The organism is Candidatus Pantoea communis, assembly GCF_011752685.1.
Classification (GTDB): Bacteria; Pseudomonadota; Gammaproteobacteria; order Enterobacterales; family Enterobacteriaceae; genus Pantoea; species Pantoea communis.
Window position 1 is genome coordinate 93,217 of the sequence record NZ_VWXC01000010.1, and the last position, 21,113, is coordinate 114,329.

Annotated in this window: 18 protein-coding genes; 16 read left to right on the forward strand and 2 right to left on the reverse strand. The window is 55.1% G+C overall.

Annotated elements, in window-relative coordinates:
- Positions 1–16 precede the first annotated feature (16 nt).
- The 16 genes from ftsI to mutT all read left to right on the forward strand — a co-directional run bounded on the left by ftsI (position 17) and on the right by mutT (position 20,133).
- On the forward strand, positions 17–1,783 hold the full coding sequence (gene ftsI, locus F3J37_RS14590) for a peptidoglycan DD-transpeptidase PBP3 (RefSeq protein WP_058960906.1): 1,767 nt from the start codon (positions 17–19) through the stop codon (positions 1,781–1,783).
- Positions 1,770–3,257 carry a UDP-N-acetylmuramoyl-L-alanyl-D-glutamate--2,6-diaminopimelate ligase gene (gene murE / locus F3J37_RS14595; RefSeq protein ID WP_166934042.1) on the forward strand — a complete coding sequence of 496 codons (1,488 nt, stop codon included), beginning with the start codon at positions 1,770–1,772 and terminating at the stop codon, positions 3,255–3,257. The genes ftsI and murE overlap by 14 nt, the downstream gene beginning before the upstream one ends.
- Positions 3,254–4,615 (forward strand): UDP-N-acetylmuramoyl-tripeptide--D-alanyl-D-alanine ligase, encoded by a 1,362-nt coding sequence (murF, locus tag F3J37_RS14600; protein WP_166934044.1) that lies wholly within the window; start codon positions 3,254–3,256, stop codon positions 4,613–4,615. Before murE ends, murF begins: the two co-directional genes overlap by 4 nt.
- Positions 4,609–5,691, forward strand: coding sequence for a phospho-N-acetylmuramoyl-pentapeptide-transferase (mraY, locus tag F3J37_RS14605; RefSeq protein ID WP_034829683.1), 1,083 nt, complete (start codon positions 4,609–4,611; stop codon positions 5,689–5,691). Before murF ends, mraY begins: the two co-directional genes overlap by 7 nt.
- 2 nt (positions 5,692–5,693) lie before the next feature.
- Complete coding sequence (gene murD, locus F3J37_RS14610; protein ID WP_160868738.1) at positions 5,694–7,010, forward strand: UDP-N-acetylmuramoyl-L-alanine--D-glutamate ligase; 1,317 nt, start codon at positions 5,694–5,696, stop codon at positions 7,008–7,010.
- On the forward strand, positions 7,010–8,224 hold the full coding sequence (gene ftsW / locus F3J37_RS14615; RefSeq protein ID WP_034829677.1) for a cell division protein FtsW: 1,215 nt from the start codon (positions 7,010–7,012) through the stop codon (positions 8,222–8,224). Before murD ends, ftsW begins: the two co-directional genes overlap by 1 nt.
- Complete coding sequence (murG, locus tag F3J37_RS14620) at positions 8,221–9,279, forward strand: undecaprenyldiphospho-muramoylpentapeptide beta-N-acetylglucosaminyltransferase (protein ID WP_166934045.1); 1,059 nt, start codon at positions 8,221–8,223, stop codon at positions 9,277–9,279. Before ftsW ends, murG begins: the two co-directional genes overlap by 4 nt.
- 69 nt (positions 9,280–9,348) lie before the next feature.
- Positions 9,349–10,824 (forward strand): UDP-N-acetylmuramate--L-alanine ligase, encoded by a 1,476-nt coding sequence (murC, locus tag F3J37_RS14625; RefSeq protein WP_166934047.1) that lies wholly within the window; start codon positions 9,349–9,351, stop codon positions 10,822–10,824.
- Positions 10,817–11,737, forward strand: a complete 921-nt coding sequence (locus F3J37_RS14630; protein ID WP_166934049.1) for a D-alanine--D-alanine ligase — start codon at positions 10,817–10,819, stop codon at positions 11,735–11,737. The genes murC and F3J37_RS14630 overlap by 8 nt, the downstream gene beginning before the upstream one ends.
- 1 nt (position 11,738) lies before the next feature.
- Entirely contained in the window at positions 11,739–12,578 is an 840-nt protein-coding gene (gene ftsQ, locus F3J37_RS14635; RefSeq protein WP_045816937.1) for a cell division protein FtsQ, read from the forward strand.
- Complete coding sequence (ftsA, locus tag F3J37_RS14640) at positions 12,575–13,831, forward strand: cell division protein FtsA (protein ID WP_013507861.1); 1,257 nt, start codon at positions 12,575–12,577, stop codon at positions 13,829–13,831. Before ftsQ ends, ftsA begins: the two co-directional genes overlap by 4 nt.
- A gap of 71 nt (positions 13,832–13,902) precedes the next feature.
- Positions 13,903–15,057, forward strand: coding sequence for a cell division protein FtsZ (ftsZ, locus tag F3J37_RS14645; protein ID WP_034829667.1), 1,155 nt, complete (start codon positions 13,903–13,905; stop codon positions 15,055–15,057).
- 101 nt (positions 15,058–15,158) lie between these two features.
- Positions 15,159–16,076: a UDP-3-O-acyl-N-acetylglucosamine deacetylase gene (gene lpxC / locus F3J37_RS14650; RefSeq protein WP_034829665.1), complete on the forward strand. Its 918-nt coding sequence runs from the start codon at positions 15,159–15,161 to the stop codon at positions 16,074–16,076.
- A gap of 268 nt (positions 16,077–16,344) precedes the next feature.
- Positions 16,345–16,845 carry a secA translation cis-regulator SecM gene (secM, locus tag F3J37_RS14655; RefSeq protein ID WP_176505769.1) on the forward strand — a complete coding sequence of 167 codons (501 nt, stop codon included), beginning with the start codon at positions 16,345–16,347 and terminating at the stop codon, positions 16,843–16,845.
- A gap of 75 nt (positions 16,846–16,920) precedes the next feature.
- A complete protein-coding gene (secA, locus tag F3J37_RS14660; protein ID WP_166934051.1) occupies positions 16,921–19,626 on the forward strand; it encodes a preprotein translocase subunit SecA in 2,706 nt (901 codons plus the stop codon).
- 111 nt (positions 19,627–19,737) lie between these two features.
- Positions 19,738–20,133 (forward strand): 8-oxo-dGTP diphosphatase MutT, encoded by a 396-nt coding sequence (mutT, locus tag F3J37_RS14665; protein WP_034829661.1) that lies wholly within the window; start codon positions 19,738–19,740, stop codon positions 20,131–20,133.
- Positions 20,134–20,162: 29 nt separating this feature from the next.
- Here mutT and yacG read toward each other — a convergent pair whose 3' ends face one another.
- Both yacG and zapD read right to left on the reverse strand, forming a co-directional pair.
- Entirely contained in the window at positions 20,163–20,360 is a 198-nt protein-coding gene (gene yacG / locus F3J37_RS14670; RefSeq protein WP_034829659.1) for a DNA gyrase inhibitor YacG, read from the reverse strand.
- Between the two features lie 7 nt (positions 20,361–20,367).
- The gene (gene zapD / locus F3J37_RS14675) at positions 20,368–21,111 is read right to left on the reverse strand and encodes a cell division protein ZapD (protein WP_166934053.1); all 744 of its coding nucleotides are present in this window, start codon (positions 21,109–21,111) and stop codon (positions 20,368–20,370) included.
- Positions 21,112–21,113 lie beyond the last annotated feature (2 nt).

The window sequence follows — 21,113 nt, forward strand, 5'->3', positions numbered from 1 at the left end:
GGAATCGCAGACCTCAATGAGCGGCGCAGGCAAAACGCTGAAGTTAAAAAAACAGGAAGATAAGGCCAGCTTTATAAGCTGGCGTTTTGCGTTGCTGTGCGGCTGTATTTTACTGGCTTTGGGCGGATTGCTGTCACGCGTGGCGTGGTTACAGGTCATCAGCCCTGATAAGCTGGTCAAAGAAGGGGATTTGCGTTCGCTGCGTGTTCAATCTGTTCCCACTGCACGTGGCATGATCAGCGATCGTGCTGGCCGTCCATTGGCCGTTAGCGTGCCAGTGAATGCCATCTGGGCCGATCCTAAAGAGCTGATGGAACATGGCGGTGTGTCACTCGACAGCCGCTGGAAAGCCCTTTCAGATGCCTTATCTATCCCACTTGATCAACTCGCCGCGCGCGTGAATGCCAATCCCAAAGGGCGCTTTATCTATCTGGCGCGCCAGGTGAACCCAGCGATTGGCGAATACGTCAAAAAACTCAAGCTGCCCGGCATTTACCTGCGCGAAGAGTCGCGTCGTTACTATCCAGCCGGTCAGGTCACTGCACATCTGATCGGCTTTACCAACATTGACGGTCAGGGCATTGAGGGCATCGAAAAGAGCTTCGACAAGTGGCTGACTGGCGCGCCAGGCGAGCGTACGGTGCGTAAAGACCGCTACGGTCGCGTGATTGAAGATATCTCCTCTGTGGACAGCCGCGCGGCGCACAACCTGACGCTCAGCATCGACGAGCGTTTGCAGGCGCTGGTTTACCGCGAGCTGAACAATGCCGTGGCGTTCAACAAAGCGGAGTCGGGCACTGCCGTTTTGGTGGATGTGAACACCGGTGAAGTGCTGGCAATGGCCAACAGCCCGGCTTACAACCCGAACAATCTCTCCAACACGCCTAAAGATGTGATGCGCAACCGTGCCATTACCGACATCTTCGAGCCAGGTTCCACTGTCAAACCGATGGTGGTGATGACCGCGCTGCAACGTGGCGTGGTGAAAGAGAACAGCGTACTGAATACCGTGCCGTACCGCGTCAATGGTCATGAGATCAAGGACGTGGCACGCTACAACGAATTGACCCTTACCGGGGTTTTACAGAAGTCGAGTAACGTCGGGGTTTCACGTTTGGCGTTAGCGATGCCCTCCTCAGCACTCGTAGATACTTACGCGCGCTTTGGACTGGGTAAACCGACCAATTTGGGGCTGGTCGGGGAAAGTAGTGGCTTATACCCTCAAAAACAACGGTGGTCTGACATAGAGAGGGCCACCTTCTCTTTCGGCTACGGGCTAATGGTAACACCGTTACAGTTAGCGCGAGTCTACGCAACCATTGGCAGCTACGGCATCAACCGCCCGCTGTCGATCACCAAAGTTGACCCGCCAGTGGCGGGTGAACGCGTTTTCCAGGAAGATCTGGTGAAAACGGTGATGCACATGATGGAAAGCGTTGCGCTGCCTGGCGGCGGTGGGGTTAAAGCCGCCATCAAGGGTTATCGCATCGCGATTAAAACCGGTACTGCGAAAAAAGTGGGACCGGATGGACGCTACGTCAATAAATATATTGCTTACACGGCAGGTGTTGCACCTGCCAGTCGCCCTCGTTTTGCGCTGGTGGTGGTGATCAACGATCCCCAGGCCGGTAAATATTATGGTGGTGCGGTTTCTGCACCGGTGTTTGGCGCCATCATGGGCGGTGTATTACGCACCATGAACATTGAACCGGATGCGCTGCCGACAATTGATAAAGACGAGTTGGTGAAGAACAGAAGTGAGGAATCAAGTGACCGATCGTAACCTGCGCGATTTACTGGCCCCGTGGGTGCCGGGTGCGCCGGCGCGTCCACTCCGTGACATGACACTAGACAGCCGCTCAGCGGCTGCTGGCGATCTGTTTATCGCCGTGGCGGGCCATCATGCTGATGGACGTCGTTTTATTCCGCAGGCTATTGCTCAAGGCGTGGCGGCAGTGATTGCCGAAGCCGAGGGCGAAGCCAGCGATGGAGATATCCGCGAGATGCACGGCGTCCCGGTTATCTACCTGGCGCAGTTGCAGCAGCGTCTCTCTGCACTGGCCGGGCGCTTTTATCAGCAGCCTGCTGGAAAACTTAAATTAATCGGTGTCACCGGCACCAACGGAAAAACCACCACCACGCAGTTGATGGCGCAGTGGGCCAATCTGCTGGGTGAAACCGGTGCCGTAATGGGCACGGTGGGTAATGGCTTATATGGCCAATTGGTGGCCACCGAAAACACCACCGGTTCCGCGGTAGATGTTCAACATGTATTAAATGATCTGGTGGAGCAGGGTGCCACGCTGGCCGCGATGGAAGTTTCTTCTCACGGCCTGGTGCAGCATCGCGTGGCGGCATTGCCCTTCGCGGCTGCCGTGTTCACGAATCTGAGCCGCGATCATCTGGATTATCACGGTGATATGCAGGGTTACGAAGCCGCCAAATGGCTGCTGTTCTCTGAGCATCAGGTTAGCGAAGCCATTATCAACGCTGATGACGAGGTTGGACGTCGCTGGCTGGAGAAACTGCCGGATGCCGTTGCTGTCACCATGGCTGACAATCTGCAGCCGGGCTGTCGTGGACGCTGGTTGAAAGCCACTGCGGTGAATTATCACGATGGCGGTGCGCACATCCAGTTCAGCTCCAGCTGGGGCGACGGTGAATTTGATAGCCGTCTGATGGGCGCATTCAATGTCAGCAATCTGCTGCTGGCACTGGCCACCTTGTTGACACTCGATTATCCGCTGGAGGCGCTGGTATCAAGCGCTGCTCAGCTGCAACCGGTATGTGGCCGTATGGAAGTGTTCACGGCGCCAGAAAAACCCACAGTGGTGGTGGATTATGCTCACACCCCCGATGCGCTGGAAAAAGCGTTGGAAGCTGCCCGCCTGCACTGCAAAGGCAAACTGTGGTGCGTGTTTGGCTGCGGCGGCGATCGTGACAAAGGCAAACGTCCGTTGATGGGCGCGATTGCCGAACAGTTCTCTGACATCGTGGTCATCACCGATGACAATCCGCGCAGCGAAGAACCTGCCGCGATTGTGAATGACATTCTGACTGGCTTGCTTGATCCCGGTCGCGCCCGCGTGGTCGCGGGACGTGCGCAAGCGGTCACGAACGCCGTGATGCAGGCCCATGCTGATGACATCGTGCTGGTGGCTGGTAAAGGCCATGAAGATTATCAAATCATTGGTAACCGTCGTTTGGATTACTCCGATCGCGACACCGTCGCCCGTTTACTGGGGGTGATGGCATGATCCCGGTTTCTTTGAAAACATTGGCTGAAATCAGTGGTGGTCAACTGCACGGCGCTGATTTGACGCTGAATGATGTGACCAGCGACACGCGTAAAGTGGCTGATGGCAGCCTGTTTGTCGCACTGGTCGGTGAGCGTTTCGATGCACACGACTTTGCCAGCGATGCTATTGCTAACGGTGCCAAAGCGCTGCTGGTGAGTAAGCACTTGCCTTTAGATGTGCCGCAAGTGGTGGTGGCAGATACCCGCATTGCCTTTGGTCAGCTCGGCGCCTGGGTGCGCCAGCAGTCGAAGGCGCGCGTGGTTGCGCTGACCGGTTCATCCGGTAAAACCTCCGTCAAAGAGATGACAGCAGCAATTCTGCGCCAGTGCGGTGAAACTCTGTATACAGCTGGCAATCTGAACAACGACTTCGGCGTGCCGATGACGCTGCTGCGTTTGACTCCAGAACACGAGTACGCGGTGATTGAGCTGGGTGCCAATCATCAGGGCGAGATTGCTTACACCACCGATTTAGTGCGTCCCGAAACGGCGCTGGTGAATAATCTCGCTGCAGCGCATCTGGAAGGCTTTGGTTCACTGGCCGGTGTAGCGAAAGCCAAAGGCGAAATTTTTGGGGGATTGCCAGTACACGGCACCGCCATCGTCAATGCTGACAGCAACGACCTCGCTAACTGGCAGTCGCAGTTTGTCGATAAGACCCTGTGGCGCTTCTCGCCACAGCCGATGGCAGATGCAGAATTCCGTGCCAGCGAGATCGTGCTACGCGCCGATGCCACGCTGTTTACCTTGCATACGCCGCGCGGAGACATTGCTGTTGCGCTTCCGCTGCCTGGTCGCCACAACATCGCAAACGCGCTTGCTGCTGCTGCGCTGGCACTGTCCGTTGATGCCCCGCTAAGCGCCATCCAAACCGGTTTGAAAACACTGCAGCCCGTACCGGGGCGTCTGTTCCCGATTCGTCTGGCGGACAATCAACTGCTGCTGGATGACAGCTATAACGCCAACGTCGGTTCGATGACAGCAGCCGCACAGGTGCTGGGCGATATGCCGGGGTTCCGAGTGATGGTCGTCGGTGATATGGCCGAACTGGGCGATGAAGCGGAAGCTTGCCATCAGCAGGTGGGTGAAGCCGCCAGGGCAGCAGGTATTGATTGTGTTCTGAGTACCGGCACTTTGAGTCGGTTGATCGGTGAAAGCAGCGGTAAAGGCGAGCATTTCGCCACCAAAGCCGAGCTGACTGTACGTTTACGCGGATTGCTGTCCCAACATCAGGACATCACTATTTTGGTTAAAGGCTCACGTAGCGCCGCCATGGAGCAGGTCGTCGAGAGCTTACAGGAGAAAGGAACATGCTAGTCTGGCTGGCCGAACATTTGGTCGCACTTTATTCCGGCTTTAACGTCTTCTCGTATTTGACGTTTCGCGCCATTGTCAGCCTGCTGACCGCTCTGTTCCTATCACTCTGGATGGGCCCGCGCCTGATCGCCTGGCTGCAGAAGCTGCAGATTGGCCAGGTGGTGCGTAACGACGGTCCGGAATCGCACTTCAGTAAGCGCGGTACGCCAACCATGGGCGGCATCATGATCCTCACCTCCATCACCGTCTCGGTGTTGATGTGGGCGTATCCATCCAACCCTTATGTGTGGTGCGTGCTGGCGGTGCTGATTGGTTTCGGCATTATCGGTTTCGTCGATGACTATCGCAAAGTGGTGCGCAAAGACACCAAAGGCCTGATTGCCCGCTGGAAATACTTCTGGATGTCGGTGATTTCCCTTGGCGTGGCTTTTGCGCTTTACGCTGCGGGCAAAGGCACACCGGCCACTCAGTTGGTGGTGCCGTTCTTTAAAGACATCATGCCGCAGCTGGGATTGTTCTATGTGCTGCTGGCTTACTTTGTGATTGTCGGCACCGGTAATGCGGTCAACCTGACGGATGGTCTGGATGGCCTGGCGATTATGCCAACCGTCTTCGTGGCAGCAGGCTTTGCTCTGGTGGCATGGGCGACCGGTAACGTGAAGTTTGCTGAGTATCTGCATATTCCGTATCTGCGCCATGCGGGTGAGTTGGTGATTGTCTGTACCGCGATTGTCGGTGCCGGTCTTGGCTTCCTGTGGTTCAACACCTACCCGGCTCAGGTCTTTATGGGCGATGTGGGTTCACTGGCACTGGGTGGCGCGTTAGGCACCATCGCCGTGCTGCTGCGTCAGGAGTTTTTGCTGGTGATCATGGGCGGCGTGTTTGTGGTTGAAACACTGTCGGTGATTCTGCAGGTGGGATCGTTCAAGCTGCGCGGCCAACGCATTTTCCGCATGGCGCCGATTCACCACCACTATGAATTGAAGGGCTGGCCGGAGCCGCGTGTCATCGTGCGCTTCTGGATTATTTCACTGATGCTGGTGCTGATTGGCCTGGCAACGCTGAAGGTACGTTAATCATGGCTGACTATCGGGGCAGAAAAGTCGTCATCATCGGATTAGGCATCACTGGCCTGTCCTGTGTTGATTTCTTCCTCGCGCAGGGCGTGACGCCTCGCGTGATGGATACCCGTGTGTCTCCGCCTGGCCTCGACAAGTTGCCTGAGGCGGTTGAACGCTATGTAGGCGGTATCAACAGTGACTGGTTGCTGGCGTCGGACTTGATCGTTGCCAGCCCAGGCATCGCGCTTGCTCATCCTGCATTAAGTGAAGCCGCGGATGCCGGTATCGAAATCGTCGGTGATATCGAACTGTTCTGCCGTGAAGCTCAGGCTCCGATTGTCGCGATCACCGGCTCGAACGGTAAAAGCACCGTCACCACGCTGGTGGGTGAAATGGCCCGTGCAGCAGGTTGGCAGGTTGGCGTGGGTGGCAACATCGGTTTACCGGCGCTAACCCTGCTGAAATCTCCGGCACAGTTGTATGTGCTGGAACTTTCCAGCTTCCAACTTGAAACCACCTACAGTCTGCAAGCAGCGGCTGCCACCATTCTCAACGTAACGGAAGATCATATGGATCGCTATCCGTTGGGCATGCAGCAGTATCGTGCGGCGAAATTGCGCATTTATGAAAACGCCCGCGTCTGTGTGGTCAATGCCGATGATGGTATGACCATGCCGGTTCGCGGTGTTGATGCACGTTGTGTAAGTTTTGGCATTAATCTCGGTGATTACCACCTGACCCAGCAGCAGGGCAACACCTGGCTGCGGGCGCAGGGTGAAAGGGTGCTCAATACTGATGAAATGACTCTGGTGGGCCAGCACAACTACACCAACGCACTGGCGGCCCTGGCACTGGCAGATGCGGTGAATATCCCGCGCGCTTCCAGTCTGAAAGCGTTAACGACTTTCACTGGCCTGGCGCACCGTTTCCAGCTGGTGCATGAAGCCAACGGCGTGCGCTGGATTAATGACTCCAAAGCCACTAACGTCGGCAGTACTGAGGCGGCACTCAATGGTTTGCAGGTGAAAGGCACCTTGTGGCTGTTGATGGGCGGTGATGGCAAATCCGCTGACTTCAGTGCACTGACGCGCTTTTTGCAGGGCGACAACGTGCGCATTTATTGCTTTGGTCGTGACGGCGATGCGCTCGCGGCGTTGCGCCCAGAGATCGCCACGCGCACAGAGACGATGCAGCAGGCCATGGAGCAGATTGCCCCTCAGGCGAAGGCGGGCGACATGGTGCTGCTGTCACCGGCCTGCGCCAGCCTCGATCAGTTCCGCAATTTTGAACAGCGCGGCGATATTTTCGCGCAGCTGGCGAAGGAGTTGAGCTGATGCGCATTCCAGGTGCCGGTATTGCCAGCTTCCTCTCCGTGCGTTTACGCGATTGGGTGATGGGCGGCCGTGAAAATGATGATGCGCCAGTGGTGCTGTATGATCGTACGCTGCTGTGGCTGACCTTTGGTTTGGCGATTATCGGCTTTGTGATGGTGACTTCAGCGTCGATGCCGGTCGGCCAGCGTCTTAACGAAGACCCGTTCTACTTCGCTAAACGCGACGCTTTCTATATTGCCCTGGCGGTAGGCATGGCGCTGGTGACATTGCGCGTGCCAATGGATTTCTGGCAGCGCTACAGCAACGTGATGCTGATGGCGTCTGTGGCAATGCTGCTGATCGTCCTGGTGGTGGGTAGTTCGGTTAACGGTGCATCGCGCTGGATTGCCCTCGGCCCACTGCGTATTCAGCCGGCCGAATTGTCCAAGCTTTCCCTGTTTTGCTATCTCGCCAGCTATCTGGTGCGCAAAGTGGAAGAGGTGCGCAACAACTTCTGGGGCTTTTGTAAGCCGATGGGCGTGATGGTGGTGTTGGCCGTGTTACTTCTGGCGCAGCCCGATCTCGGAACTGTAGTTGTACTGTTTGTCACGACGCTAGCGATGTTGTTCCTCGCGGGTGCCAAAATGTGGCAGTTCCTGGCGATCATCGGCTCCGGTATTTTTGCCGTGGTGCTGCTGATTATCGCTGAACCCTATCGTATGCGCCGTGTGACTTCTTTCTGGAACCCATGGGAAGATCCTTTTGGCAGCGGCTACCAGCTGACCCAGTCGCTGATGGCCTTCGGTCGTGGTGAATTCTGGGGCCAGGGCCTCGGCAACTCGGTGCAAAAACTCGAGTATCTGCCGGAGGCACACACCGACTTTATCTTCTCCATCATTGGTGAAGAGTTGGGTTATGTCGGTGTGGTTTTGGCGCTGTTAATGGTATTCTTCGTCGCTTTTCGCGCGATGTCGATTGGTCGCCGTGCTCTGGAGATCGATCAGCGCTTTTCTGGCTTCCTCGCTTGCTCAATTGGCGTGTGGTTTAGCTTCCAGGCGCTGGTTAACGTCGGTGCGGCCGCAGGTATGCTGCCGACCAAAGGTCTGACACTGCCGCTGATCAGTTACGGTGGCTCAAGTCTGATCATCATGTCGACCGCCATCGTGTTTTTATTGCGCATTGATTATGAAACGCGTCTGGCAAAAGCGCAGGCGTTTACCCGAGGTGCTCGATGAGTAGCAAGCGGCTGATGGTGATGGCCGGCGGAACCGGCGGACATGTGTTCCCGGGTCTGGCGGTGGCACACCATCTGATCGAACAGGGCTGGCAGGTGCGCTGGCTCGGAACCGCTGACCGAATGGAAGCGGATTTGGTGCCGAAACATGGCATCGAAATTGAATTTATCCGTATTAGCGGTTTGCGCGGCAAAGGTGTTAAGGCGCAGTTACTGGCACCGGTACGCATCTTCAATGCATGGCGCCAGGCGCGTCGCATCATGAAGCGCTGGCAGCCGGACGTGGTGCTCGGCATGGGCGGATACGTTTCCGGTCCAGGTGGATTAGCCGCGTGGAGTTGCGGTATTCCTGTGGTGCTGCATGAGCAGAACGGCATTGCCGGGCTGACCAACAAGTGGCTGGCGAAAATTGCCACCAAAGTGATGCAGGCGTTTCCGGGTGCATTCCCGAAAGCCGATGTGGTTGGCAATCCCGTGCGTACCGATGTGTTGGCCCTGCCGCTGCCTGCTGATCGCCTGAGTGGACGCAGCGGTTCGATTCGTGTGCTGGTGGTCGGCGGAAGCCAGGGCGCACGCATTCTGAATCAGACGGTGCCGCAGGTGGCCGCAGAACTGGGTGATGCCATCACGATTTGGCATCAAAGCGGCAAAGGCGCGCTGGAGACGGTGCAACAGGCGTATCGCGATGCCGGACAGCCGCAGCACAAGGTCACCGAGTTTATCGATGATATGGCGGAAGCCTATGCCTGGGCGGATGTAGTGGTGTGTCGTTCGGGCGCATTGACGGTGAGCGAAGTTGCCGCCGCAGGTTTACCGGCGATCTTCGTGCCGTTTCAGCACAAAGACCGTCAGCAGTACTGGAATGCGTTGCCGCTGGAGCAAGCGGGCGCAGCCAAAATTTTCGAGCAGCCGCAATTTACCGCGACTGCAGTAGCGGACACGTTGCGCCATTGGGATCGCGCCACGCTGCTGGCGATGGCTGAGAAAGCCCGTCAGGTAGCGATTCCTGATGCAACCGATCGGGTTGCGCAGGAAGTGGCACGCGTCGCGAAGTAATTAATAGGTCGGTTTGACCGGCTGTACCTGAATGCAGGTACGAATGAGATCAACAGGTAATTGAGACAGATGAATACACAACAATTGGCAAAACTGCGTTCCATTGTGCCCGAGATGCGTCGCGTCCGGCACATTCACTTTGTCGGCATCGGTGGTGCTGGCATGGGCGGTATTGCCGAGGTGTTGGCGAACGAAGGTTATCACATCAGCGGGTCGGATCTGGCGCCTAACCCGGTGACCCAGCATCTGGCCTCATTGGGTGCGACCATTTATTTCAACCATCGCCCGGAAAACGTGACGGATGCGAGCGTGGTGGTGGTGTCGACTGCGGTGGCTCAGGACAATCCGGAGCTGGTAGCGGCACGCGAGCAGCGTATCCCGGTGATTCGCCGTGCAGAGATGCTGGCTGAGCTGATGCGCTTCCGTCATGGCATCGCGGTTGCCGGTACGCACGGCAAAACCACCACCACAGCGATGGTTACCAGTATTTATGCCGAAGGTGGCTTAGACCCAACTTTCGTCAATGGCGGCCTGGTGAAAGCAGCGGGCACACATGCGCGTTTGGGCACCAGCCGTTACCTGATTGCGGAAGCCGATGAGAGTGACGCGTCGTTCCTGCATCTGCAGCCGATGGTGGCGATTGTCACCAATATCGAAGCGGATCATATGGATACCTATCAGGGCGATTTCGAGAACCTGAAGCAGACGTTCATCAACTTCCTGCATAACCTGCCGTTCTACGGACGTGCGGTGATGTGCGTAGATGATGTGGTGATCCGCGATTTGATCCCACGCGTAGGCCGTCAGGTCACCACTTACGGTTTCAGTGATGACGCCGATGTGCGTATCGAAAACTATGAACAACGTGGCGCGCAGGGGCACTTTACCCTGATTCGTCAGGATAAGCCGGTGCTGAAAGTGACCCTGAATGCGCCGGGCCGTCACAATGCCTTAAATGCTGCTGCTGCGGTTGCAGTGGCGACAGAAGAAGGCATTGAAGATAACGCGATTCTGGCGGCACTGGAGAGCTTCCAGGGCACCGGGCGCCGCTTTGATGTGCTGGGCGAATTTGATACCGCAGCGGTCAATGGCAATCCAGGCAGCGCGATGCTGGTGGATGATTACGGTCATCACCCGACGGAAGTGGATGTCACCATCAAAGCCGCGCGTGCCGGCTGGCCAGAGAAAAAACTGGTGATGGTATTCCAGCCGCATCGTTATACGCGAACTCGTGATCTGTTCGATGACTTCGCTAACGTGCTGTCACAGGTTGATGTATTGCTGATGCTGGATGTTTATCCTGCCGGTGAAGCGCCGATTCCAGGCGCAGATAGCCGTTCACTGTGCCGCGCGATTCGCAATCGTGGCAAGGTAGACCCGATTCTGGTCTCTGAGCACGATGCGTTGCCGGAAGCGCTGGCCCCATTGTTGTCAGGTGACGATCTTATCATCGTGCAGGGCGCCGGCAATATCGGCAAGATCGCCCGCAAACTGGCTGAGCTTGCGTTGCAGCCAGCTGCGAAAACGGAGGCGCGTCATGGCTGAGAAAGTCGCCGTCCTGATGGGCGGAACCTCGGCAGAGCGTGAAGTGTCGCTGATGTCGGGCAGTGCGGTGTTAGCTGGTCTGCGTGAGATGGGCATTGATGCACACGGCGTGGATACCCGTGATGTGTCAGTGCTGGACCTCAAAGCGCAGGGCTTTGATAAAACCTTTATCGCTCTGCACGGTCGCGGCGGTGAAGATGGCACGCTGCAGGCGGTGCTGGAGTTCCTCCAGTTGCCGTATACCGGCAGCGGCGTGATGGCTTCTGCGATCACCATGGATAAACTGCGCAGCAAATTGCTGTGGCAGGGCAGGGGACTGCCTTCAGGCAAATTCGTCTGGTTAACGCGTCAGCATCAGGAGCAGGGTTTAGACGCACAAACGCAGGCTGCCATTGATGCGCTCGGGCTGCCGCTGTTTGTGAAGCCAAGCTGTGAAGGTTCAAGTGTCGGCATCAGCCGTGTGAACACGTTAGAAGCCTTGTCTGCAGCGCTGGATGAAGCGTTTCGCCACGATAATGACGTGCTAGTTGAGGCATTCCTGAGTGGTGCGGAATATACCGTTGGCATCCTGGGTGATGAAATTCTGCCTTCAATCAGAATTAAAACCGCCAGCGAGTTCTATGACTATGAAGCTAAATACATTTCTGACGATACTGAATACTTCTGTCCAAGTGGTTTGAGTGCCGATCAGGAAGCAGAATTGAAGACGCTGGTATGGGCAGCCTGGCGTGCACTGGGTTGCAGCGGCTGGGGACGCGTCGATGTGATGACCGATGGCGAGGGGAAATTCCAGCTGCTGGAAGTGAATACCTCACCGGGCATGACCAGCCACAGTCTGGTGCCGATGGCCGCGAAGCAGGCAGGATACAGTTTCCCGCAGCTGGTGGCGCGTATTCTGGAACTGGCTGACTGATATGTCTCAGGCGGCGATACGTGTACGAAATCGCGAACCCCAGGAGCGTGCGCGCACCGGGCGTAGCAACGGTGCCCGACTGTTTGGCGTCGTATTCCTGCTGATTGTGTTGGGCATCATGGCTGCCGGTGGGCTGGTGGTGCTGAAGTGGATGAATGATGCGTCGCGTTTACCGCTTTCTAAGCTGGTGGTGACCGGGGAAACGCATTACACCACGCATGATGACATTCGCCAGGCCATTTTGTCGCTCGGTGCACCTGGCACGTTTATGTCGCAAAACGTGGACATCATCCAGCAACAGATTGAGCGTTTACCCTGGATTAAACAGGTCAGTGTGCGTAAGCAGTGGCCTGATGAGCTGAAGATTAACCTGGTGGAGTATGTTCCGGTGGCACGCTGGAATGACTCACACATGGTAGACGCCGATGGCGTCTCCTTCAGCGTCCCGGCCAGTCATATCGGTAAAGAAACATTGCCGATGTTATATGGCCCGGAAGGCAGTGAAACAGAGGTGTTGGCGGGCTATCACACCATGAGTGATGTGCTCAAAGCCGGCAAGTTTACCCTGAAGGTCGCGTCGATGACGGCGCGGCGCTCGTGGCAGTTAGTGACCAGCGACGATGTGCGCATCGAACTGGGACGCAGCGACACCATGAAGCGTCTGAACCGTTTTATTGAGCTCTATCCGGAGCTGCTGCAGCAGGGCCAGAGTCAGAACAAGCGCATTACCTATGTCGATTTGCGCTACGACTCCGGTGCCGCAGTAGGCTGGGCAGCGGCCCCGCTGGAGCCACAGGACAGTAATCAGCAACAAAACCAGGCACAGGCTAAACCACAATGATCAAGGCAACGGACAGAAAACTGGTAGTAGGACTTGAAATCGGCACCGCAAAGGTTGCCGCCCTGGTTGGGGAAATTCTGCCTGATGGTATGGTCAACATTATTGGGGTGGGCAGCTGCCCGTCTCGCGGTATGGATAAAGGCGGCGTAAATGACCTTGAGTCGGTGGTGAAATGCGTTCAACGCGCCATCGACCAGGCTGAACTGATGGCTGATTGCCAGATTTCGTCGGTTTACCTTGCTTTATCGGGCAAACATATCAGTTGTCAGAACGAAATCGGGATGGTTCCGATTTCGGAAGAGGAAGTGACTCAGGATGATGTAGAGAACGTGGTACATACGGCGAAATCCGTACGCGTACGCGATGAACATCGTATCCTGCATGTTATTCCTCAGGAATATGCCATTGATTATCAGGAAGGCATCAAGAATCCGGTGGGACTTTCCGGCGTGCGTATGCAGGCGAAAGTGCACTTGATCACCTGCCACAATGATATGGCGAAAAATATTGTTAAAGCCGTTGAACGTTGCGGCCTGAAAGTTGACCAACTGATTTTTGCCGGACTGGCATCCAGTTTCTCGGTTCTGACTGAAGATGAACGTGAGCTGGGCGTCTGTGTTGTTGACATCGGTGGCGGTACAATGGATATCGCGGTTTACACCGGCGGCGCACTGCGTCACACCAAAGTGATCCCTTATGCAGGGAATGTGGTGACCAGTGATATCGCCTATGCCTTCGGCACACCGCCAACCGATGCGGAAGCGATCAAAGTACGCCATGGTTGTGCGCTGGGTTCGATTGTTGGCAAAGATGAAAACGTCGAAGTGCCGAGCGTCGGTGGACGTCCACCGCGCAGTCTGCAACGCCAAACGCTGGCAGAAGTGATTGAGCCGCGTTACACCGAATTGCTGAATCTGGTGAATGACGAGATTCTGCAACTGCAGGAGCAACTGCGCCAGCAGGGCGTGAAACACCACCTGGCAGCAGGCATCGTGCTGACCGGTGGCGCAGCACAGATTGAAGGTTTGGCCGCTTGCGCCCAGCGTGTATTTCATACGCAGGTGCGTATTGGTCAGCCACTTAACATCACCGGCCTGACGGATTATGCGCAGGAGCCGTATTACTCAACTGCAGTCGGTCTGCTGCATTACGGCAAAGAGTCACACATGAACGGTGATGCAGAAACGGAAAAACGTGCTTCAGTGGGCAACTGGTTTAAACGTATCAATAGCTGGCTGAAGAAAGAGTTTTAATTTTTGAAAAAGGAGATCATGCAGGCAATGTTTATGATCTCCAGGCGACAGGCACATAACGGAGAGAAATCATGTTTGAACCTATGGAATTAACCAATGACGCGGTGATTAAAGTCATCGGCGTCGGCGGCGGCGGTGGCAACGCCGTAGAGCACATGGTACGCGAGCGTATCGAAGGTGTAGAATTCTTCGCTGTAAACACCGACGCGCAAGCGTTGCGTAAGACAGCGGTTGGCCAGACGATCCAGATCGGGACCGGAATCACCAAGGGTCTCGGTGCAGGTGCAAACCCGGAAGTGGGCCGTACCTCAGCTGAGGAAGATCGTGAAGCACTGCGTTCTGCGCTGGAAGGGGCAGACATGGTGTTTATCGCTGCAGGCATGGGCGGCGGTACCGGTACCGGTGCTGCGCCAGTCGTGGCAGAAGTAGCAAAAGATTTGGGTATCCTGACCGTTGCGGTGGTGACCAAGCCCTTCAACTTCGAAGGCAAAAAGCGTATGGCTTTTGCTGAACAGGGTATCGCTGAGCTGTCTAAGCATGTTGATTCACTGATCACCATCCCGAACGACAAGCTGTTAAAAGTGCTGGGTCGCGGTATCTCTCTGCTGGATGCCTTTGGTGCAGCCAACGACGTACTAAAAGGTGCGGTGCAGGGTATCGCCGAGCTGATTACTCGCCCAGGCTTGATGAACGTTGACTTCGCGGACGTGCGTACCGTGATGTCAGAAATGGGTTACGCCATGATGGGCTCCGGCGTGGCGTGCGGTGAAGACCGTGCTGAAGAAGCAGCCGAAATGGCGATCTCCAGCCCACTGCTGGAAGATATCGATCTGTCTGGTGCCCGCGGCGTGCTGGTCAACATCACGGCGGGCTTCGACCTGCGTCTGGATGAGTTCGAAACCGTGGGTAACACTATCCGCGCCTTCGCTTCTGACAACGCGACCGTGGTCATCGGTACTTCTCTGGACCCAGAGATGAACGACGAACTGCGCGTGACCGTCGTTGCTACCGGTATTGGCATGGACAAGCGTCCAGAAATTACGCTGGTAACCAACAAACCGGCTTCGCAGCCAGTGATGGATCATCGCTACCAGCAGCACGGCATGGCGCCGTTGCCGCAGGAGCAGAAGCCGGCAGCGAAAGTGGTCAACGACCAGCCAGCATCGTCCAATAAAGAGCCAGATTATCTTGATATTCCAGCCTTCCTGCGTAAGCAGGCAGACTAAGAATATCCTGAGAATTGGGATTCTCCGCTCTTTGTGCTAAAGTATTCGCCCGCTGGTAATTTATACTGGCGGTCGGATGGGTAATATTGCGAGATAATGCGATGATCAAACAAAGGACATTAAAACGTATTGTTCAGGCGACAGGTGTCGGTTTACATACCGGCAAGAAAGTCACGCTGACCTTACGCCCTGCGTCGGCTAATACCGGGGTCATCTATCGTCGCACTGACTTGAATCCACCGGTTGATTTCCCGGCTGATGCAAAATACGTGCGCGACACCATGCTGAGTACCTGCCTGGTGAATGATGAAGGCGTGCGTATATCGACGGTTGAACACCTGAATGCTGCATTGGCAGGCTTGGGTATCGACAACATTATTGTTGAAGTCGATGCGCCCGAAATCCCAATTATGGATGGCAGTGCCGCGCCTTTTGTCTACTTGCTGATGGATGCAGGCGTCGAAGAGCTGAACAGTGCGAAGAAATTCGTACGCGTTAAGCAGACGGTGCGTGTTGAAGATGGCGATAAGTGGGCCGAGATCAAACCTTACAACGGTTTCTCACTCGACTTTACTATCGACTTCAAACATCCGGCAATTGACTCAAGCTCGCAGCGTTACCAGTTAAACTTCTCGGCTGAGGCGTTTGTTCGCCAAATCAGTCGTGCGCGCACCTTTGGTTTTATGCGTGAAATCGAATATCTGCAGTCTAAAGGCCTGTGCCTGGGCGGTAGCTTAGATTGTGCGATTGGTCTTGATGATTTCCGCGTACTCAACGAAGACGGTCTGCGCTTTGAAGATGAGTTCGTTCGTCACAAAATGCTGGACGCGATCGGCGATCTGTTTATGTGTGGCCACAACGTGATTGGCGCATTCTCTGCGTTTAAATCAGGCCATGCGTTAAACAATAAATTGCTGCAAGCGGTACTGGCTAAGCAGGAAGCCTGGGAATGGGCAACCTTCGAAGACGAAGCTGAACTGCCACTGGCATTCAAAGCTCCAAATTTAGTTCTGGCGTAAGTCAGTCATAAAAACGGCAGTTTCCCTGACACCCTCTCCGGTCAGTGGAAGCTGTCGTTTTTTATTGCCTGTTTTTTATTCCTGCAAGACCGCTCTCAATTCTCTGCTATCACTGGCGAAAGCCTGTACAAATAAACGTGAAATCCCCCGTAAGCCCTTTAATCACTGGTGTCCTGGCCCCACATAAGTGCTATTATCTGGCGCTCATATGAGCAGGTTCGCGGATAACCGCAACGGCTTCATTACTTTATTTAACTGTGGACAGGTTGTGATCGGGATTTTCTCACGCTGGCGACAATTAGGCAGACGCTACTTCTGGCCTCATCTCTTGTTAGGGATGGTGGCGGCCAGTTTGGGCTTGCCTGCCTGTGCGCAAAGTGCGGAGTCCACGGCGACAGACTCGCCCATCAGCAGCCTGTTTGTCGGCAATGTTGTTCATTTCGATCATTTAATCCGTCTGCAGGAAAGTGCGCGTCGACCTAATTTCAATGTCGATTACTGGCATCAGCATGCCATTCGCACGGTCATTCGCCACCTCTCATTTAGCATGACGCCACCAGCAGAAGCGGAAGAGAGTCATACTGCCCCGCTGGCGGCACAAAAGCTGGCGTTAATCGATTCGCTGCAGGCGCTACTCACATCGCCAGCTCAACCCGCTATTGCATTAGAGCCGCAGGAAACGCTGCGTCATCGCGAACCTCAAATTCACACTTCTGCTGACTGGCAGGCTGCTATTCATGGCATCCGCGCCGGGCCTGCCATTGCTTAACAGCTAACGATTTTCCACATCCTGTTTTAGATTTTCCAGTCCGCATGAATGCGGCTGAATTGAGAAAAATTTATCATGTTAATCAAATTGTTAACCAAAGTCTTTGGCAGCAGTAACGATCGTACCCTGCGTCGTATGCGCAAAATTGTCGATGTCATCAATAAGATGGAGCCGGATTTCGTCAAGCTCTCGGATGACGAACTGAAAGCCAAGACCGACCTGTTCCGTGAACGCCTGAAGAAAGGTGAAAGTCTTGAAAGCCTGATTCCTGAAGCCTTTGCCACGGTGCGTGAAGCCAGTAAACGTGTGTTTGGTATGCGCCACTTCGATGTACAGCTGATTGGCGGCATGGTGCTGAATGAGCGTTGCATCGCCGAGATGCGTACCGGTGAAGGTAAAACCCTGACGGCAACACTGCCGGCTTACCTGAACGCATTGAGCGGTAAAGGCGTGCACGTGGTCACGGTGAACGATTACCTGGCTCAGCGTGATGCCGAAAACAACCGTGCACTGTTCGAGTTCCTGGGTCTGTCAATCGGCATCAACCTGCCAAATATGCCCGCAGTGGCGAAACGCGCTGCCTATGCTGCGGATATCACCTACGGTACTAACAACGAATACGGCTTCGACTACCTGCGCGACAACATGGCATTCAGCCCGGAAGAGCGTGTACAGCGTAAACTGCACTACGCGTTGGTGGATGAGGTGGACTCCATCCTGATCGATGAAGCGCGTACGCCGTTAATCATCTCCGGTCCTGCTGAAGACAGCTCCGAGCTGTACATCAAAGTGAATAAAATCATTCCTCACCTGGTGCGCCAGGAGAAGGAAGACTCAGAAACCTTCCAGGGTGAAGGCGACTTCTGGGTCGATGAGAAAGCACGTCAGGCTCACATGAGCGAGCGTGGTCTGGTAAAAGTTGAAGAGCTGCTGGTGAGCCAGGGCATTATGGAAGAAGGTGAGTCACTTTACTCGCCAACCAACATCATGCTGATGCACCACGTGACGGCTGCACTGCGTGCGCATGCGCTGTTTACTCGCGATGTCGATTACATCGTAAAAGATGGCGAAGTGATCATCGTTGATGAGCACACTGGCCGTACCATGCAGGGTCGTCGCTGGTCTGATGGCTTGCATCAGGCTGTTGAAGCCAAAGAAGGCGTGGAAATCCAGAACGAGAACCAAACGCTGGCTTCCATCACCTTCCAGAACTACTTCCGTATTTACGAAAAACTGGCCGGTATGACCGGTACTGCTGATACCGAAGCGTTTGAATTCAGCTCGATCTATAAACTCGATACCATCGTGGTGCCAACTAACCGTCCGATGGTGCGTAAAGATATGGCTGACCTGGTCTATATGACCGAGAAAGAGAAGATCGACGCGATCATCGAAGACATTCGTACTTGCACTGCGAAAGGCCAGCCGGTGCTGGTCGGTACCATTTCGATTGAGAAATCAGAGGTGGTTTCTAACGAACTGACGCGCGCCGGTATCAAACACAGCGTGCTGAACGCCAAGTTCCACGCCAGCGAAGCGGATATCGTGGCACAGGCGGGTCAACCAGCTGCAGTCACCATCGCAACCAACATGGCAGGTCGTGGTACCGATATCGTGTTGGGTGGCAGCTGGCAGGCCGAAGTGGCAGCGCTGGATGAACCTTCAGAAGAGCAGATTATGGCCATCAAAGAAGCCTGGAAACTGCGCCATGATGCAGTTCTGGCCTCGGGCGGTCTGCACATCATTGGTACTGAACGCCACGAATCTCGTCGTATCGATAACCAGTTGCGCGGCCGTGCGGGTCGTCAGGGTGATGCCGGTTCATCACGCTTCTACCTGTCAATGGAAGATGCGTTGATGCGTATCTTTGCTTCGGATCGTGTGTCTAACATGATGCGTAAACTGGGCATGAAACCAGGCGAAGCGATTGAGCATCCGTGGGTCACCAAAGCCATTGCCAACGCACAGCGTAAAGTGGAAAGTCGTAACTTCGACATCCGTAAGCAGCTGCTGGAATACGATGATGTGGCCAACGATCAGCGCCGCGCCATCTACAGCCAGCGTAATGAACTGCTGGACGTGTCTGATGTGTCTGAAACCATCAACAGCATCCGTGAAGATGTGTTCAAAGCCACCATCGACACCTACATTCCGCCGCAGTCGCTGGAAGAAATGTGGGATGTTCCTGGTCTGGAAGAACGCCTGCGTAACGATTTTGATCTGGATCTGCCGATTGCAGAATGGCTGGATAAAGAGCCGGACCTGCACGAAGAAACGCTGCGTGAACGTATCATGAGCCGCGCGCATGAAAACTATGCGTCGAAAGAAGAAGTGGTTGGCGCTGAAATGATGCGTAACTTCGAAAAAGGCGTGATGCTGCAAACCCTGGATTCACTGTGGAAAGAGCATCTGGCGGCGATGGATTATCTGCGTCAGGGCATCCATCTGCGTGGCTATGCGCAGAAAGATCCGAAGCAGGAATACAAGCGCGAGTCCTTCTCGATGTTCGCCGCCATGCTGGAGTCACTGAAGTATGAAGTGATCAGCACCCTGAGCAAAGTGCAGGTGCGCATGCCGGAAGAAGTCGAAGCGATGGAACAGCAACGCCGTGAAGAGGCTGAGCGTCTGGCACAGCAGCAGCAGCTGAGCCACGTTGATGACGAAACCGCTGCGGCCGCCGCGCTGGCTGCGCAGGGTGGGGAGCGCAAAGTAGGGCGCAACGATCTGTGCCCATGCGGTTCCGGTAAGAAATACAAACAGTGTCACGGCCGCCTGGCCTGATATACGAGGAGCCTTCGGGCTCCTTTTTCTTTTGGCTGTCGCCACAGAGTTAACATTGCCTGGCGACTGCATTACTATCAGCGCTCATTAATTAAAAGCGGAATTCAGCTTATGAAACACCTGCAAGTCGCAGTGGGCATCATTCGCAATGCCAGCCGTCAGATCTTCCTTGCCCAGCGTGCGGCGAGCTCCTACATGGCGAATAAATGGGAGTTTCCTGGCGGAAAAATTGAACAGGATGAAACCGCTGAACAAGCGTTAAAACGCGAGTTAATGGAAGAGACCGGCATTGAGGTGACAGCCGCGAAGGCGATTGGTTTGGCCGATCATAGCTATGACGATCTGCGCGTCACATTGCACTTCTTCCTGGTGGAAGGTTGGAACGGTGAGCCGTACGGCCGTGAAGGGCAGCCACAGCGTTGGGTGGAACAGCGTGATTTAGTCGCGGAAGAGTTTCCTCCTGCCAACCACGAACTTATCGCTCGCCTGGTGGCTGACGAAATTTAAGCAAAGGGGCGTAAGCCCCTTATCTCTTATTAATGCTGTTCTTCGCTCCAGTCATCGCTGTCGGTCAGATCGCTATCGCTGGGAATGCGCTTCTCTTCGGCGGCCCATTCGCCCAAATCAATCAGCTGGCAGCGCTTGCTGCAAAACGGGCGCCACGGACTCAGCTCATCCCACATCACATCTTTACCGCAGTTGGGACAAGGTACGGTAATCATCTCTTCCTGCATAACAACCTCAACAACACGCTAATTCAAAATTCAATCGGGCTGGCACTTCACCGCGCTCGCTGTCCAGTGGCAGGAATCGAATGGCATAACGGCTTTTATGGCCTGAAACCTGCGGGTACAGCGCATCTTCGAGGGTGAGCTGGAGGCGCAACAAATCCGAACCTTCGGCATTATCCTGATAAAAACCGTTCAGGCTGGTTTGATGGCGAAATACGCCTGACTGACGCACCAGATCAAGGATCATGGTCAGACTATTGCGCAGAGGAACCAGTGACGCCAGCCAACCGTTAACCTGCGTATCCCGCAGGGACTGCTGCTGGTGCAGCCAGATATGCAGACTCGGCAAGTCAAAACTGCAGCAGCCACCAGGAATGCTCAAGCGCTGACGTACCAATCCAATCAACCGATCTTCGCGCAATTGCTGGCCCATACGCGGTGCCGCATTCAGCTCGCTGGATTGCTGTTTCAATCGGTCACGCAGGCTACTGACGGTGTGCTCGTCCACACCTGGCACATCAAGCCAGGCGCGAAGTTTCTGCTGCTGGCGCTCCAGCTCTTTCAATAACTCGGTACGCATATCACCGCGCTCAAAGATATCTAACAGATCACCAATGATGCGAAATACCCCTAATGCAGAGACGGAATTCACCACGGGCACCGTTTCATGCAGTTGGTTAAGTAATGACTCCACGCGCAGCCAGGTGCGCATCTTCTCATTCAGCGGGTGTTCAAACAGAACGACTGTACTCATGA

Bases quoted from the DNA above. Each gene is read 5' to 3' on its own strand.
- ftsQ (WP_045816937.1), top strand. From the start codon at position 11,739: ATGTCTCAGGCGGCGATACGTGTACGAAATCGCGAACCCCAGGAGCGT.
- mraY (WP_034829683.1), top strand. From the start codon at position 4,609: ATGCTAGTCTGGCTGGCCGAACATTTGGTCGCACTTTATTCCGGCTTT.
- ftsI (WP_058960906.1), top strand. From the start codon at position 17: ATGAGCGGCGCAGGCAAAACGCTGAAGTTAAAAAAACAGGAAGATAAG.
- lpxC (WP_034829665.1), top strand. From the start codon at position 15,159: ATGATCAAACAAAGGACATTAAAACGTATTGTTCAGGCGACAGGTGTC.
- yacG (WP_034829659.1), bottom strand. From the start codon at position 20,360: ATGCAGGAAGAGATGATTACCGTACCTTGTCCCAACTGCGGTAAAGAT.
- murD (WP_160868738.1), top strand. From the start codon at position 5,694: ATGGCTGACTATCGGGGCAGAAAAGTCGTCATCATCGGATTAGGCATC.
- ftsW (WP_034829677.1), top strand. From the start codon at position 7,010: ATGCGCATTCCAGGTGCCGGTATTGCCAGCTTCCTCTCCGTGCGTTTA.
- F3J37_RS14630 (WP_166934049.1), top strand. From the start codon at position 10,817: ATGGCTGAGAAAGTCGCCGTCCTGATGGGCGGAACCTCGGCAGAGCGT.
- ftsZ (WP_034829667.1), top strand. From the start codon at position 13,903: ATGTTTGAACCTATGGAATTAACCAATGACGCGGTGATTAAAGTCATC.
- mutT (WP_034829661.1), top strand. From the start codon at position 19,738: ATGAAACACCTGCAAGTCGCAGTGGGCATCATTCGCAATGCCAGCCGT.
- murG (WP_166934045.1), top strand. From the start codon at position 8,221: ATGAGTAGCAAGCGGCTGATGGTGATGGCCGGCGGAACCGGCGGACAT.
- murC (WP_166934047.1), top strand. From the start codon at position 9,349: ATGAATACACAACAATTGGCAAAACTGCGTTCCATTGTGCCCGAGATG.
- secA (WP_166934051.1), top strand. From the start codon at position 16,921: ATGTTAATCAAATTGTTAACCAAAGTCTTTGGCAGCAGTAACGATCGT.
- ftsA (WP_013507861.1), top strand. From the start codon at position 12,575: ATGATCAAGGCAACGGACAGAAAACTGGTAGTAGGACTTGAAATCGGC.
- murF (WP_166934044.1), top strand. From the start codon at position 3,254: ATGATCCCGGTTTCTTTGAAAACATTGGCTGAAATCAGTGGTGGTCAA.
- zapD (WP_166934053.1), bottom strand. From the start codon at position 21,111: ATGAGTACAGTCGTTCTGTTTGAACACCCGCTGAATGAGAAGATGCGC.